Below are 15,914 nucleotides of genomic sequence, written 5' to 3'. Positions count from 1 at the left end.
ACTAACTATAATGACAAGAAAGGAGGAGCATTAGATTGACAAGTAGTAACTCTCCTCTAGAGCAGAAATTATGGAACAAATGGATAGATGATAAGGATAGTGAGGCAGCAAATGCGTTAATTCAGAACTATATGTACCTGGTAAGTTTCCAAGTCGAAAGAATCGCCAGCCATTTACCAAATAGTGTTAACAAAGATGATTTGAAAAGCTTTGGATTAATGGGTTTATTTGACGCTTTAAAGAAATTCGATACAAGTCGTGACTTAAAGTTTGATACATACGCCTCCTTTCGTGTCAGGGGGGCAATTATTGATGGGTTAAGAAAAGAAGACTGGCTACCTAGGTCAATTAGGGAAAAAACAAAGAAGATTGAGCAAGTTGCTCAGGAACTAGAACAAAGTTATCAACGAGCTCCCAGTGCATCTGAAATCGCAGAGAAACTTGATCTTCCTGTAAATGAAGTTGAAGGGTTAATAAGGGATACGCTGTTTGCGAATGTGTTATCAATTGAAGAAAAGCCAAATGACTCTTCTAGTGACTATAAAGAAGGTATTGGTTATACGATACCAGATGAAAACTCTACATTACCTGAGGAACATATGCAAAAAATGGAAATACAAAAAGAATTGGCAGAAGGGATTAAACAACTGAATTCAAATGAACAGATGGTTATCAGTTTGTTTTATCATAAAGAACTAACATTGACGGAAATTGGACAAGTTCTCGGGCTAACAACTTCAAGGATTTCTCAGATTCACAGGAAGTCCATATTCAAATTACGTCACACACTTAAAAAAATGCAATCATGAAAATTATATAATAGAGGAGAATAGTCATGGGTCAGCTGAAGGATTATTTTTATATTTCTACATCAGATGATCGCATGTTAGCTTATATTAACGGTACTGATAAGTCCAATTCTTTAGATCAGGAGATAACAGAGGATGCCATGTTGGAATTACTAAAAGATAACCAGATTACGTATGGCGTTAACTCAAGTGTAATACAGTTAATACTGACAAACATAGATGAGGAGAAATCCCCACTTATTATAGCCAAGGGGAAACCTGTTCAACACGGTACTGATGGAGACATAAACTATTTCTTTGATTCAAACACTGATATTGATAAGACAACAAACTGGAGTTTTCGTGATGTCATGCGTATCCCTTCTGTTCAACAAGGACAACGTCTCGCTACTTTAGTTTTGCCAACGCATGGTGAGGATGGGATGGATGTGTATGGGAAAATAGTTCAACCAAAACCAGGCAAACCATATATGATTAAAGCCGGCAAAATGTAGTTTATCGAGAAGAAGATCATTCATTTTACGCGACAACTGAAGGACAAGTAAGTACCAGTGATCTTCAGATACAGATCCATAAGGTTTATGAGGTGGATGAGAGTCTTTCCTTGAAAAATGGTAATTTAGATTTTGTTGGATCGATTACAATTCACGGAGATGTACCAACAGGTTATACGGTAAATGCTAAAGGAGATATAAAGATTTATGGAATGGTTGAAGCAGCTACCCTAACAGCAGGGGGATCTATTTTTATATCAGAAGGATTGGCTGGGTTACAAAAAGGGTATATAAAAGCAGTGGAAGATATCCATGTAGGATACATTAATCAAGGAATAGTATACGCTGGTAGTAATATTTATGTTGAAAGCTCCATCACCCATAGTCAGTGTGTAGCAAAGAATCATATATATTGCCAGCGGGGTAATATAATAGGTGGTACTTTGTCGGCTGGGAAATCTATTGAAGCAAAGGATATTGGAAATCGTCTGAGCTCTAAAACAGAGATTATATTCGGTATAAATAAAACGGTAAATGATAGAGAAAAAAGATTAATAGCTGAAAAAAAGGTTTTACAAGATACTTTACAGAAGTTATCTATTATAGGTGAAAAGCTGAAATCTGTCTCAGGCGGTCAAGATGTAAAGCAACGGATCGCGTTACTTAAACAGCGGAATTCATATAATAAAACACTTGAAAAGCTAGCTGAAGTAGAAAAAATGCTACAAGAAATAAATGCCCATTTAGGAAACGAACACGAAGCGGTATTAAACGTGAACGGTCACATTCACCCTAAAGTAATTGTTGCTTTTGGTAAGTACCAACGAAAGATTACAAAGGAACACCAATACGTGCAGATGAAATTAGAAAGAAATGAAATATCTTTTCTTTCTAAGTAAAATTGGTAAAGGAAGTGATTCTATTGAGCTGGAAATCAATAGAAATGCAGGTGGCACTTCCAAGAACACAGGATGCTGGAAAACTTCAAGATCAAATGTTGAAACAGAATCAACATTTTCAAGCGTCACTTGCGCAAAGTCAAATGAAACAAGAAGAACAAAAGCGTAAACGTGTGAATGAGTTTGAAGATATTGATCATGTTACCATTAAAAAAGAAGAAGACCATTCAAACAATGCGAATGTTGACCATCATTCAGAAACATCTAACAACACACTCGAAAACACGGAACACCCTTATTTAGGTAAGCATTTTGACTTTAGTGGATAGAAGGGATTACATGATATCATTATTACTTTTTTTAAGCTTTTTGTTACACATTGTTGCGTTACTTGCCATTTTGAAGTTATTTCAGCACATCCAGACATTAAAGAAAACAGACCCTGGGGATATAATGAGTCTATTAGAGACGTATGTGCTAGAAATCAAAGAAGAAAATAGAGTTTTACAAGAAGAACTATTGAGTGAAAACAGTAGGCATGAAAAAGAAAAGCAACCTGCAAAAGTACCAGTACAACCACAAATGACAGAGAATACCAAAACAATTAATGATAAACCAGTAGAAACAAGTATTCTTCAAGAAGAAAATGTGCAAGATAATTATGAAATGTCGGTACCAGCAAAAGTTCTTCAGCTCCATGGCCAAGGTTTATCCATAGATGAAATAGCACAAAAATTAAACTGTGGCAAAACGGAGACAGAATTAATTATTAAAATACATGCAAATAATAAATAATAATCCTTGATTGCTAATTCATCATATGATATATTTATTTTTGGTGTAAATACTATGTTCACCAAATGCAAGTGAGCAAGTTAAAAAACACACGTCTAGTAATTCGTATTCATGGTGCCACTTACTTTTAGTAGTGGTCTTTATGCGAAAATGACCTAAGACGGAGGAAAAAACCATTTAGGAGGAAATTTTTATGTCAGTAATTTCTATGAAGCAATTATTAGAATCTGGTGTACATTTCGGACATCAGACTCGCCGTTGGAACCCGAAGATGAAAAAATACATCTTCACAGAGCGTAACGGCATTTATATCATTGACCTGCAAAAAACAGTTAAGAAGGTTGATGAAGCATATAAATATGTAAAAGAAATCGCATCAAATGGTGGGACAATTCTTTTCGTAGGTACTAAAAAACAAGCACAGGATTCTGTTCGTGATGAAGCGACTCGTTCTGGCATGTACTATGTTAACCAACGTTGGTTAGGTGGAACGTTAACTAACTTCCAAACGATCCGCAAGCGTATTAATCGTTTGAAAGATATAGAGCGTATGGAAGAGGACGGTACATTTGAAGTACTTCCGAAAAAAGAAGTAGTAGGTCTACTAAAAGAAAAAGATCGCTTAGTGAAATTCTTAGGCGGAATTAAAGAAATGAAGAAAATTCCTGATGCAATGTTCATTATTGATCCGCGTAAAGAGCGCATTGCAATTGCAGAAGCTCATAAATTAAACATTCCGATTATCGGAATTGTTGATACAAACTGCGACCCAGACGAAATTGATTACGTTATTCCAGCGAATGACGACGCAATTCGTGCAGTAAAACTATTGACTTCAAAAATGGCAGATGCCATTCTAGAAGGAAAACAAGGTGAAGAAGAAGAAGTAGTGCAAGCAGAAGAAGCTACTACAGAAAATTCTGAAACTAAACAAGCTTAAATGTTGTAAAAGGTCAGGTGATAAGAGGATAAGCCTTTTATCACCTTTTTTTAAGCGAGCTAAATCTTACACATAAACATGAAAACCAAGGAGGATTTATCATGGCAATTACAGCTAAAATGGTTAAGGAACTTCGTGAAAAAACTGGTGCTGGTATGATGGATTGTAAAAAAGCACTTCAAGAAACAGACGGAGATCTTGAAAAAGCAATAGACTTCTTACGTGAAAAAGGAATAGCAAAAGCAGCGAAAAAGGCTGATCGCATTGCAGCAGAAGGATCTACTTTTATAGAAGTTGCTGGTAATTCAGCAGTACTATTAGAAGTAAACTGTGAAACTGACTTTGTAACAAAAAATGATCAGTTTAAACAATTGTTATCTGAATTAGGCAAGCATATCGTAACACAAAACCCTAAAAGTGTTGATGAAGTATTACAACAACCTCTTCACGGTAACGGCGACACAGTTGACACATATATCAATTCAGTAGTAGCGAAAATTGGTGAAAAAATATCTCTACGACGCTTCGCACTTTTAAATAAAACAGATAACGATTCTTTTGGAGCATACCTGCACATGGGTGGTCGAATCGGTGTATTGTCATTACTTGAAGGTACTACAGAAGAAGAAGTTGCTAAAGATGTTGCAATGCATGTTGCAGCCGTTAATCCTCGTTACGTATCACGTGATGCTGTTTCAGAAGATGAAGTAAGTCGTGAGCGTGAAGTATTGAAAACACAAGCACTTAACGAAGGAAAACCTGAAAAAATTGTAGAAAAAATGGTAGAAGGTCGTCTTGGGAAGTTCTTTGAAGAGATTTGTTTGCTAGAACAGAATTTCGTAAAAGATCCAGATCAAAAAGTTAAAAAATATGTAGCTGATAAAGGCGCATCCGTTAAAACATTTATTCGCTATGAAGTTGGCGAAGGAATGGAAAAACGTGAAGAAAACTTTGCTGAAGAAGTAATGAGCCAAATGAAAAAATAATATGAGTTACCATTTAGGGAACACTTTTGTTGTTCCCTATTTCTCAATAGTTATAGAATGTAAATGAGTGCGTTTGGCACATACTAGTAAAAATTAATGCTAAAAAATAATAGAGGTTTCTATGGAGGTTATTATGACAGCAGCTCGTTACCGTAGAATTGTGTTAAAATTAAGTGGTGAAGCTTTAAGTGGTGAACAAGGTTATGGCATTGAACCTCAAGTGATACAATCCATAGCATCACAGTTGAAAGAAGTAGCAGATCTGGATGTAGAAGTGGCAGTTGTAGTTGGTGGTGGAAATATATGGCGCGGTAAAGTTGGAAGCGAAATGGGAATGGACCGGGCAACTGCCGATTACATGGGGATGCTTGCGACAATCATGAACGCTCTTGCTCTTCAGGATAGTCTTGAGAACATTGGAGTCGAAACTCGCGTCCAGACATCAATTGAAATGAGACAGGTGGCAGAGCCATACATAAGAAGAAAAGCGATTCGACATTTGGAAAAGAAACGTGTTGTTATTTTTGCTGCAGGCACAGGTAATCCATATTTTTCAACAGATACAACTGCTGCATTGCGAGCAGCTGAAATTGAGGCAGAAGTTATCCTAATGGCGAAAAATAATGTGGATGGTGTCTACACAGATGATCCTAAACTTAACAAAGATGCTGAAAAGTATGATCAATTAACGTATATGGATATGTTAAATGAAGGCCTTGGAGTAATGGATTCAACTGCATCATCGTTATGTATGGATAATGATTTGCCATTAATTGTCTTTTCTATAACTGAAGAAGGAAATATTAAGAGGGTTGTTCAAGGTGAAACAATCGGAACAACAATAAGGGGGAAATAATCATGTCAGAATCAATAATGAAAGAAATGCGAGACAAAATGAAAGAAGCTGTGCAAGCTTTTTCTAAAAGTTTAGCTACGGTTAGAGCTGGCCGAGCAAATCCATCTTTATTGGACAGTATTTATGTAGATTATTATGGTGCTTCCACTCCTTTAAATCAATTAGCATCTATATCGGCACCAGAGGCGAGGTTACTAGTTATAACACCATATGATAAATCTGCAATTGGAGAGGTCGAAAAAGCAATACAGAAGGCGGACTTAGGATTGTCACCATCAAGTGATGGCAATGTAGTTCGGATAAACATTCCTCAATTGACGGAAGAACGACGTAAAGATCTTGTGAAAGTTGTTGGAAAGTATGCAGAGGAAGCGCGTGTCCAAGTAAGAAATATTCGCCGGGATGCAAACGACCAACTGAAAAAAGCAGAAAAAAACAGTGAACTAACCGAAGATGACTTACGAAGCTTACAAGATGACGTGCAAAAGGAAACTAATAATCAAATTGCAGAAATCGATAAGCTTGTTAAAGATAAAGAGAAGGAAATTATGGAAGTATAAGTTTCAATTTCATGTCTTACGTGTAAAATAAGATAAATAAACCCTCTTGTTTTAAGGGGGTTTTATTTTTTACTAGGAAATTATAAAATCAGAAGCCTGTAGATGATTTATTGACTGTGTAAGCCGCGTCCAGCTCCAGTGCCTAGACACTCGAATCATAAGCAGTTCAACTCCGTGTGGAAAGGTCCGATCTGCTTTATGCTTGTCGTGTCTTTCAAGGCGCTTCTAGCTTTTGTTCTTTACTTTACATACATAAATGGTGTTGAATTATTTCCCCCTCAACCAGTTCTTGCACGATTCGTAAATAAATCGTTATAATAATTTATGGATTTTAATGTTATAATGATGTTTCACCCTATAAGGGCACGAAAGTATATAATTCTTGAGAATCGTTAATATAGAGAATCTAAACAGAATTATATTAGGATAATCACCTATGCTCGGAGGACAAATGATGTCAATGAAACTTCCTTTTTTCAAAAATAAAAAAACAGAAACGAATACATTGAATGATCTTGATAATATCCCACAACATGTTGCTATCATAATGGACGGAAATGGCAGATGGGCACAAAAAAGAGGATTACCACGTGTCGCAGGGCACAAAGAGGGTATGAATGTAGTTAAAAATATTGTCAAGGCTGCTACGAATAACAACGTACAAATACTTACACTCTATACATTTTCCACAGAAAATTGGAAAAGACCAAAATCAGAAGTTGATTTTATAATGAGATTGCCAAAAGAGTTCTTACATACGTATTTGCCAGATCTCATAGAAAATAATGTAAGAATTGAAACAATCGGAGAATTTGGAGCTTTACCAGAACATACGAAAGAAGCAATTCAGTATGCAAAGGATAAAACAAAAAATAACGATGGATTATTATTAAATTTTGCATTAAACTATGGTAGTAGATTTGAAATAATGCGTGCGATTAAACAAGTGATGACAGATATAGAAGATTCTAAATTATCTCTCGATACATTGGATGAAAATATCTTCTCAGAATATTTATATACAGATGGTTTAACTGATCCAGATTTGTTGATTCGCACTAGTGGGGAACAACGATTAAGTAATTTTTTACTATGGCAATTAGCGTACACTGAATTCTGGTTTACTGACGTACTTTGGCCGGATTTTAGTGAAGAAATTTTTCAAAATGCCCTCCATGAATATCAACAACGTAAAAGACGTTACGGAGGTATTTAAGGTGTTGAGTTATATATGAAACAGCGGATTATAACAGCCATTTTAGCACTAATCGTATTTATACCGTTTGTAATTTACGGCAATTTACCATTTGCTATCTTCATCTATATAATTGCGACTGTTGCTCTATTTGAATTAATGAGAATGCATAAGGTTGCTGCAATTTCTATTCCATCTATATTATCTTTTGGATTGCTGTGGATTATTTTATCTTCATCTTTTCCAGAAACATTCTTTAATAAAATAGAAATAATGATGATTGTCGTCATGCTTCTCTTATCGTATACTGTTTTAGCTAAGAATAAGTTTACATTTGATGATGCAGGATTCATTCTATTGGGGACTATTTATATCGGGATGGGATTCTTTTATTTGATTGAAACGAGAAATGAAGGGCTTAGTTACCTCTTTTTCGTATTGCTAATAATATGGTCAACGGACACAGGAGCATATTTTGTCGGACGAGCTTTTGGGAAGAGGAAGCTTTGGCCAAAAATAAGTCCGAAGAAGACTGTAGAGGGAGCTCTTGGGGGAGTCTTACTTGCATGTATAGTTGGCGTAATATATCAACTAATTGATCCATTCCCTTTTTCAATGATTATACTTATAGGAGCTACTATATTAGCTTCTGTGTTTGGGCAAATTGGTGATCTAGTTGAATCTGCATTCAAACGCCATTATGGTGTGAAAGATTCAGGTAACATCTTACCAGGTCATGGTGGAATGTTAGATCGATTTGATAGTCTTCTTTTTGTTTTACCTTTGCTGCATTTTATAGGGTTTATTCAATAAAAGAATAATTTGTACAAATATTTACAGTTTCATTTAAATATACTGATAAGGTTAAACATAGTTGAATACTTTTCGTCTGTTCAACTATCAACGATTCTATAATCCTTACAGCGGATGAAGGAAGGTGCTTTTTTTGAATACAGTGATAGCGTTTATATTTATGTTTGGTTTGCTCGTGTTTATACATGAGTTTGGACATCTGATTTTTGCTAAACGTGCAGGAATGCTAGCACGTGAATTTGCGATCGGATTTGGCCCTAAAATTTTTTCGTTTACTAAAAACGAAACTGTTTATACGATTCGATTACTTCCAATTGGTGGTTATGTTCGTGTTGCAGGAGAAGACCCAGAGATAATCGAACTGAAGCCAGGACATCATATTGGCTTGGAATTTAATGATAAAGGTAAAGTGAATAAGATAATAGTCAACAATAAGTCAAAGCATCCAAATGCTCGAGTGATTGAAGTAGAACACTCTGATTTAGATCATGACTTACGAATACAGGGCTATGAAATTGACGAAGAAGATCAACGCCTTTCATTTGATGTAGATCCTAAAGCGATGTTTGTTATGGATGAAAGAGAAACACAAATTGCTCCATACGACCGCCAATTCGCGTCAAAAAGTGTTGGAAAGCGCGGTATGCAATTATTTGCAGGTCCAATGATGAATTTCCTGCTTGCTATCTTTATCTTCATTATCTTGGGGCTTGTACAAGGAGTTCCTGCTGAGAGAGCATTAGTTGATGGAATTCAACCGAATAGTCCAGCAGAAGAGGCCGGATTACAGGCAAATGATGAGATCATACAGATAGAAGGAAACTCCATATCTACATGGGATGAGTTCACAACTATTGTTCAGGATAGTCCTGGAGAGGAATTAAGCATAACCATCCAACGTAATGGGGAGACTGAAACACTTAGCGTTATTCCTAAAGAAATAGAAACACAAGGAGTTACAATAGGGCAAGTAGGTGTACAACGGGCTTTTGAAAAATCGTATGCTAAAACTTTCCAGTATGGTTTTGTCCAAACATTTGACACAACAAAATTAATTTTAACTAATCTTGGGATGCTCGTTACTGGACAGGTTTCGATTGAAATGCTATCTGGTCCAGTTGGTATATATGATGCAACTGATCAAGTTGTCCAAACCGGATTTATGAACTTCCTCATGTGGACGGCGATATTAAGCATTAATCTAGGGATTATTAATTTAGTACCCTTACCAGCTTTAGATGGTGGACGATTATTGTTTGTTGGTTTAGAAGCAATACGTGGAAAACCAATTGATCCACAAAAAGAAGGAATTGTACATTTTGTTGGGTTCGCTTTATTAATGCTATTAATGATTGTTGTAACATGGAATGATATCCAGCGGCTATTTTTATAAACATAACTAGTAATATGTAGTATAATAAACAACGTAGAAAAACCCTTGTCTTATTTTCTGACAAGGGTTTTCCATCATTATACCTAATTTGTAAGCTGTAACAGGGGGAATATGTAATGGATATTTCAAAAAAAGAAAAAATGAATATATTATTAGAACAGCTGCAAATGCCTGAAGATAGTATTGGTGAATATTTTCAAGACAGTGAATTAGAAAAACTTGAGGTATACAGACAAACGAAAACATGGCATTTTCACGTTCGACTTAAACAGATATTACCTATAGAAACGTATGACTTAATGTTGTCAAAATTAGATGAAACTTTTAAACAGTTTGCTGCTGTAGAGTTAACATTATATACCGAGGACAAAAAGTGTGATGATCAAACCATCTGTAATTATTGGAGTCGTTTTTTACATACGATATCCAATTTATCACCTGCTTATAAGGACTTAGTCCAGAGCCAAGTACCCAAAGTTAACAATAATAAGCTTATGTTAACCGCGAGAAACGAAGCGGAAGCAAATGCATTAAAAAAACGCTTAGAAGAAGAATTTCGCGATTACTGTAAAAGAATTGGTGCATCTTTTTATACATTAGAGGTTGATGCAAAAACCGAGGATGCAGATTTTAAGAAATTCAGGGAACAAAAGGCAATGGAAGATCAGCAGATGATACTTAAAACTGTACAGGAAAAAGAAAAGCGTGACCAACAAAGGTCTAAAAATAACCAGGATAAGCCATTGATGCTTGGATATAAAATTCAGGATGAAGCTTTACCAATGGAAGAGATCCAAGACGAAGAGCGCCGTGTGACAGTACAGGGGTATGTTTTTGCAGTTGAAGTTCGTAAATTGCGATCAGGTAGAAGTCTATTAATTATTAAAGCTACTGATTATACGGATTCGTTACAAATAAAAATGTTTTCTAAGGGTGACGAGGATGCAGCTAAATTTGAACATGTGAAAGAAGGCATCTGGGTTAAAGCTAGAGGAAGTATCCAGACAGACATGTATACAAATGAATTAGCGATGATGGCCAACGATATCCATGAGGTGAAGGTTGAAGAGCGTCGTGACACAGCACCAGAGGACAGAAAGCGTATTGAACTGCATGCACATACGACAATGAGTCAGATGGATGCTGTCGTTTCTCCAAGCCGTCTTATTGAGCAGGCAGCAAAATGGGGACATAATGCTATTACAATCACTGATCATGCCGGTGTACAAGGATACCCAGATGCACATGCTGCTGGTCAGAAAAACAATATCAAGGTCATGTATGGTGTTGAGGTTAACCTTGTCGATGATGGTGTTCCGATCGCCTACAATGAAACGGATGTTGATTTGGAGAATGGCACATATGTCGTATTTGATGTGGAAACAACAGGTTTATCAGCTGTATATGACACGATAATAGAACTTGCTGGCGTTAAAATTAAACACGGGGAAATAGTTGATCGTTTTGAATCGTTTGCAAATCCACATCACCCTTTAGCTCAAATAACTACTGATTTAACAGGAATTACCGATGATATGGTTAAGGATGCACCAGAAATAGATGATGTATTAAAAGACTTTTACAAATGGATGGGCGACAGTATACTAGTTGCACATAACGCAAGCTTTGATATCGGATTTGTCAATGAAGGATTTAAGAAGATTAACTATGAAAAAGTAAAGAATCCTGTAATAGATACATTAGAACTTGCACGATTTTTATTTCCAGAATTAAAAAATCATCGTTTAAACACATTATGTAAACATCTTGACATTGAATTAACACAACATCACCGTGCCATTTATGATGCAGAGGCGACTGGTTATTTACTTTGGAATTTGGTTAAAGGTTTATTGAAAAAAGAAATCGTGAATCACAATCAACTAAATAATCATATGGGTGAAGGAAACGCTTATCAACGTTCACGACCATTTCACTGTATATTACTCGCTAAAAATCAAGAGGGATTAAAAAATATATACAAACTTGTCTCTCGTGCTCATATTGATTACTTCTATCGTGTGCCACGCATTCCCAGGTCACTCTTGCAAAAACTGCGTAACGGGATACTTGTGGGCTCTGCGTGTGATAAGGGTGAAGTCTTTGAAACAATGATGCAAAAATCAGCTGAGGAAGCAGAAAAAGTTGCTGAATTCTACGATTACATTGAAGTACAGCCACCAGCTAACTATGCACATCTAGTTGAAAAAGACCTTGTACAAAATGAATCACAACTATTAGATATAATTACGAAACTAGTAGAATTAGGAGCTCGTATGAACAAAACGGTTGTAGCGACAGGAAACGCACATTATATTGATGAGCAAGATAAGTTATATCGCCAAATACTGATTGCATCTCAAGCGGGTAACCCGTTGAACAGACAAACACTACCAGATACACCATTGCGAACTACTAACGAAATGCTAGAGTGTTTTAGTTTTCTTGGTGCAGATAAGGCTGAAGAAATTGTTGTTGATAATACGAGCTTAATTGCAGGTAAGATAGAAGAGCTTTCTCCTGTTAAAGATGGTCTTTATACGCCAACCATTGAAGGAGCAGACCAGGAGATGCGAGATCTTTGCTATGATCGTGCTAGTCTGATATATGGAAATCCCGTACCTCAAATTGTAGTAGACCGGCTGGAGAAGGAATTGGATAGTATCATTAGTAATGGATTTGCAGTTATTTACTTAATATCGCATAAACTGGTTAAGAAATCTCTGGATGATGGTTATCTAGTTGGTTCTCGTGGGTCTGTTGGATCATCCTTAGTTGCTACAATGACGGAGATAACTGAAGTTAATCCATTACCACCTCATTATGTATGTTTGGAATGTCACCATCATGAATTTATTACAGATGGTTCTGCTGGTAGTGGCTTTGATTTACCTGATAAGGACTGTCCAAGCTGTAACACTCCATTAACAAAGGATGGACAAGATATTCCGTTTGAAACGTTTCTAGGTTTCAAAGGTGATAAAGTTCCCGATATTGACTTGAACTTCTCTGGAGAATATCAACCAAAGGCTCATAACTATACAAAAGAGTTATTTGGTGTTGATAACGTCTATCGTGCTGGGACAATCGGAACAATTGCCGAGAAAACAGCATATGGTTATGTAAAAGGATATGCCTCAGATAAACAGCTCCATTATAAAAGTGCAGAGGTAGATCGATTAGTACAAGGATGCACCGGAGTGAAACGAACTACAGGACAGCATCCAGGTGGAATTATTGTTGTACCGGATGACAAAGAAATCTATGATTTTACACCAATACAGTTTCCAGCAGATGATCGTAAGAGTGAATGGAAAACGACACATTTCGATTTCCACTCCATCCATGATAATTTGCTTAAGCTAGATATACTCGGACACGATGATCCGACAGTTATTCGTATGCTTCAAGACCTTAGCGGAATTGATCCAAAAACAATCCCGACCGATGATGATGAAGTAATGAAAATATTTTCTGGTACTGAAACTTTAGGTTTAACTCCTGAACAAATTAATTGTCAAACTGGTACATTAGGTGTGCCGGAGTTTGGAACCAAATTTGTTAGACAAATGCTTGAGGATACAAAACCGAAAACTTTTGCTGAACTCGTTATTATTTCAGGTTTATCCCATGGTACAGATGTATGGCTAGGAAATGCTCAGGAATTAATTAATGATGGAATTTGTGAATTACCTGATGTTATTGGTTGTCGTGATGACATTATGGTATATCTAATGCATAAAGGACTTGAAGCTTCATTAGCCTTTAAAATTATGGAGTTTGTTCGTAAAGGGAAAGGTTTACAGGATGAGTGGATTCATGAGATGAAAAAACATGGTGTCCCAGACTGGTATATTGAATCGTGTAAAAAAATTAAATATATGTTCCCTAAAGCCCACGCAGCAGCATACGTATTAATGGCTGTCCGGATTGCATATTTTAAAGTGCATTATCCGATTTATTTCTACGCAGCATATTTCTCTGTGCGTGCTGGAGACTTTGAGTTAGATACAATGGTTAAAGGCTCTCAGGCAATTAGAGAGCGGGTTGAAAGTATTATGGTTAAAGGAAATGACGCATCACCGAAAGAAAAAAACTTATCTACCGTTTTAGAAGTTGCATTAGAAATGTGTGAACGAGGTTTTTCATTCCAAAAAGTGGATTTATATAAATCTCGAGCAGCTGAATTTATGGTTGATGAAAACTCCTTAATACCACCATTTAATGCTGTAGACGGATTAGGTACAAATGCTGCTATAAATATCGTTAATGTACGTGAAGATGGTGAATTTCTATCTAAAGAAGATCTTCGCCAGCGTAGCAAGATTTCCAAAACCGTATTGGAGTACCTCGATAATCACGGTTGTTTAGATGGGATGGCAGAAAAGAACCAACTTTCATTGTTCTAGAGATTTATAGCTACGTAATAAACAGGAGATAATTTCTTTATCTCCTGTTAAGTTTATCATTATGTTCTTCCAAAAGGATTGTGCTATAATACTTTTTATTATAATATTCAATATCTTCCAATGATCATGATAGAGGAGTGTGCATAATGGAATTGAAGTTACATAAAGATATGGAAATTCGTGAATTTCTAATCGAAAATAGACAAATTTTTGAAAATCAACTATTAGAAGAAGCAATTAATGTACGAGATAAAATAGAAGAAATATTATTAATTGGCAATGTTGATTTATTAAACAATGCTCATCGGTTAATTTTATTAGTAGTTGATGAAAAAGAACAAGAAGTAGTTGACTTTTCAAGGCAATAAGGAGTAATTTGGGCAAAATATTCATTAACATTATCTTTTAAATTAGAATGGGTTCAAGCGATTCGCCGAACTTTATGGCAATTTCTTTATGAATATGAAAAACAAAACAACTTGGTTAGTAATCGTGAAAATTTTTATTCATTGGAAAGTAAGGTAAATGAGTTAATTATTGATTATTTTTTAAATGGATTTTTTATCAGTTATTCATCTTACAAAGATGAGGTGCTCGAATCTCAGAAAAAGTTAGTAGAAAATCTATCTGTCCCGATCATTCCGATCAATTCTTCAATAAGTATATTACCTTTAATTGGTAAGATCGATACATATCGAGCTAATATTATTGAAGAAAAGGTTTTACTTGAAATTGGTAAAATACGTTTACAGACATTAATCATGGATCTTTCGGGATTAGCTGAGATGGATACAGAGGCTGTTCAACATTTTCTAAAGTTATTGGATGGCATTTCCATGATGGGTTGTAAAGCTGTTATAACTGGAATGCGTCCGGAGATAGTAAGAGGTATTGCTGCTTTAGATAATGAATTTGGGCAAAAGGTTGAAACCAAAGGCAGTTTACAACGAGCATTAGAGGACTATATTTCATTAAACAACTCAACAGAAAATAGTGTTATGAAAAACAGCCTATTATAAGCTCTAATGGTGTAGTTCCGTCATTCTTGCAATATGAGTTTCCTTATGATATATTTTATTTGTAAGTGATGATACGAACGGTTGAAAGAGTGGGCGAACCCCACTCTTTCTTTACTACTTTCCAACTTGAGTCAACCTTCCCCCCTTGCCACACATTTCGGCAAGGGTTTTGTATTTAAAAATAAGGATACTCAAATGAATTTCTGTATGATGGTTCATAATAATGATATTAGGAAAATAACAATGCACAACTGAATAAAGGAGGATAACTGTTGAGTTCACATGTGATAAGTACAACTGAAGAATTACTGCAACCGATTTTACAGGAGAAAGACTTAGACTTAGTAGACATCGAATATGTAAAAGAAGGAAGTAACTGGTTTCTTCGTGTGTATATCGATAAACAAGATGGTGTTGATATTAGTGAATGTGGTCAGGTTTCTGAACAATTAAGTGAAAAATTAGATGAAGCTGATCCAATTCCTGAAGCCTATTTTCTTGAAGTGTCATCACCGGGAGTAGAACGCCCGCTAAAGACCAAAGAAGATTTCAAGGAAAATGTGGATAAGAATATATTCGTTAAACTTTATGAGCCGATTGATGGTGAAAAAAAATATGAAGGAATCTTAAAAGACTTCACAAATAACATGGTCACAATAGAGTATAAAGATAAAACCCGAAAGAAAAATGTTGAAATACCATATGACAAAATTGCTAAGGCAAGACTTGCTGTAGCATTTTAAAGG

Annotated in this window: 14 protein-coding genes and 1 pseudogene; all 15 read left to right on the top strand. The window is 35.8% G+C overall.

Features of this window, described 5'->3' with window-relative positions; genetic code table 11:
• Positions 1–35 precede the first annotated feature (35 nt).
• The 15 genes and pseudogenes from ACFQ3N_RS06010 to rimP all read left to right on the top strand — a co-directional run bounded on the left by ACFQ3N_RS06010 (position 36) and on the right by rimP (position 15,911).
• Positions 36–809: a FliA/WhiG family RNA polymerase sigma factor gene (locus tag ACFQ3N_RS06010; protein ID WP_390360497.1), complete on the top strand. Its 774-nt coding sequence runs from the start codon at positions 36–38 to the stop codon at positions 807–809.
• Positions 810–835: 26 nt separating this feature from the next.
• Positions 836–1,303: a flagellar assembly protein A gene (locus ACFQ3N_RS06005; RefSeq protein ID WP_390360495.1), complete on the top strand. Its 468-nt coding sequence runs from the start codon at positions 836–838 to the stop codon at positions 1,301–1,303.
• Positions 1,304–1,395: 92 nt separating this feature from the next.
• Positions 1,396–2,202 carry a FapA family protein gene (locus ACFQ3N_RS06000; RefSeq protein WP_390360493.1) on the top strand — a complete coding sequence of 269 codons (807 nt, stop codon included), beginning with the start codon at positions 1,396–1,398 and terminating at the stop codon, positions 2,200–2,202.
• A gap of 14 nt (positions 2,203–2,216) precedes the next feature.
• Positions 2,217–2,531, top strand: a complete 315-nt coding sequence (locus ACFQ3N_RS05995) for a hypothetical protein (RefSeq protein WP_390360727.1) — start codon at positions 2,217–2,219, stop codon at positions 2,529–2,531.
• 10 nt (positions 2,532–2,541) lie between these two features.
• Positions 2,542–2,997 carry a DUF6115 domain-containing protein gene (locus ACFQ3N_RS05990; RefSeq protein ID WP_390360491.1) on the top strand — a complete coding sequence of 152 codons (456 nt, stop codon included), beginning with the start codon at positions 2,542–2,544 and terminating at the stop codon, positions 2,995–2,997.
• Positions 2,998–3,190: 193 nt separating this feature from the next.
• The gene (gene rpsB, locus ACFQ3N_RS05985) at positions 3,191–3,937 is read left to right on the top strand and encodes a 30S ribosomal protein S2 (RefSeq protein WP_390360489.1); all 747 of its coding nucleotides are present in this window, start codon (positions 3,191–3,193) and stop codon (positions 3,935–3,937) included.
• Positions 3,938–4,038: 101 nt separating this feature from the next.
• On the top strand, positions 4,039–4,923 hold the full coding sequence (gene tsf / locus ACFQ3N_RS05980) for a translation elongation factor Ts (protein WP_390360487.1): 885 nt from the start codon (positions 4,039–4,041) through the stop codon (positions 4,921–4,923).
• A gap of 133 nt (positions 4,924–5,056) precedes the next feature.
• Complete coding sequence (gene pyrH / locus ACFQ3N_RS05975) at positions 5,057–5,779, top strand: UMP kinase (protein ID WP_390360485.1); 723 nt, start codon at positions 5,057–5,059, stop codon at positions 5,777–5,779.
• Between the two features lie 2 nt (positions 5,780–5,781).
• Complete coding sequence (gene frr / locus ACFQ3N_RS05970; protein ID WP_390360483.1) at positions 5,782–6,339, top strand: ribosome recycling factor; 558 nt, start codon at positions 5,782–5,784, stop codon at positions 6,337–6,339.
• A gap of 454 nt (positions 6,340–6,793) precedes the next feature.
• Positions 6,794–7,555: an isoprenyl transferase gene (locus ACFQ3N_RS05965; protein WP_390360481.1), complete on the top strand. Its 762-nt coding sequence runs from the start codon at positions 6,794–6,796 to the stop codon at positions 7,553–7,555.
• A gap of 15 nt (positions 7,556–7,570) precedes the next feature.
• A complete protein-coding gene (locus ACFQ3N_RS05960; protein ID WP_390360479.1) occupies positions 7,571–8,347 on the top strand; it encodes a phosphatidate cytidylyltransferase in 777 nt (258 codons plus the stop codon).
• Between the two features lie 133 nt (positions 8,348–8,480).
• A complete protein-coding gene (gene rseP, locus ACFQ3N_RS05955) occupies positions 8,481–9,740 on the top strand; it encodes an RIP metalloprotease RseP (RefSeq protein WP_390360478.1) in 1,260 nt (419 codons plus the stop codon).
• A 116-nt stretch (positions 9,741–9,856) separates the two neighbouring features.
• Positions 9,857–14,149, top strand: a complete 4,293-nt coding sequence (locus ACFQ3N_RS05950) for a PolC-type DNA polymerase III (RefSeq protein ID WP_390360476.1) — start codon at positions 9,857–9,859, stop codon at positions 14,147–14,149.
• Between the two features lie 146 nt (positions 14,150–14,295).
• Positions 14,296–15,168, top strand: a pseudogene (locus tag ACFQ3N_RS05945) (STAS domain-containing protein).
• Positions 15,169–15,440: 272 nt separating this feature from the next.
• Entirely contained in the window at positions 15,441–15,911 is a 471-nt protein-coding gene (rimP, locus tag ACFQ3N_RS05940; RefSeq protein WP_390360474.1) for a ribosome maturation factor RimP, read from the top strand.
• The last annotated feature ends 3 nt before the right edge of the window (positions 15,912–15,914 follow it).

Origin of the sequence: Virgibacillus byunsanensis (assembly GCF_042675965.1) — a bacterium.
Lineage (GTDB): Bacteria > Bacillota > Bacilli > Bacillales > Amphibacillaceae > Virgibacillus_R > Virgibacillus_R byunsanensis.
This window is presented reverse-complemented; position numbering and strand designations above follow the sequence as displayed.

Coding starts and splice junctions, on each gene's coding strand:
- ACFQ3N_RS06005 (WP_390360495.1), top strand. CDS start 836: ATGGGTCAGCTGAAGGATTATTTTTATATTTCTACATCAGATGATCGC.
- ACFQ3N_RS05990 (WP_390360491.1), top strand. CDS start 2,542: ATGATATCATTATTACTTTTTTTAAGCTTTTTGTTACACATTGTTGCG.
- rpsB (WP_390360489.1), top strand. CDS start 3,191: ATGTCAGTAATTTCTATGAAGCAATTATTAGAATCTGGTGTACATTTC.
- tsf (WP_390360487.1), top strand. CDS start 4,039: ATGGCAATTACAGCTAAAATGGTTAAGGAACTTCGTGAAAAAACTGGT.
- pyrH (WP_390360485.1), top strand. CDS start 5,057: ATGACAGCAGCTCGTTACCGTAGAATTGTGTTAAAATTAAGTGGTGAA.
- frr (WP_390360483.1), top strand. CDS start 5,782: ATGTCAGAATCAATAATGAAAGAAATGCGAGACAAAATGAAAGAAGCT.
- ACFQ3N_RS05965 (WP_390360481.1), top strand. CDS start 6,794: ATGTCAATGAAACTTCCTTTTTTCAAAAATAAAAAAACAGAAACGAAT.
- ACFQ3N_RS05960 (WP_390360479.1), top strand. CDS start 7,571: ATGAAACAGCGGATTATAACAGCCATTTTAGCACTAATCGTATTTATA.
- ACFQ3N_RS05950 (WP_390360476.1), top strand. CDS start 9,857: ATGGATATTTCAAAAAAAGAAAAAATGAATATATTATTAGAACAGCTG.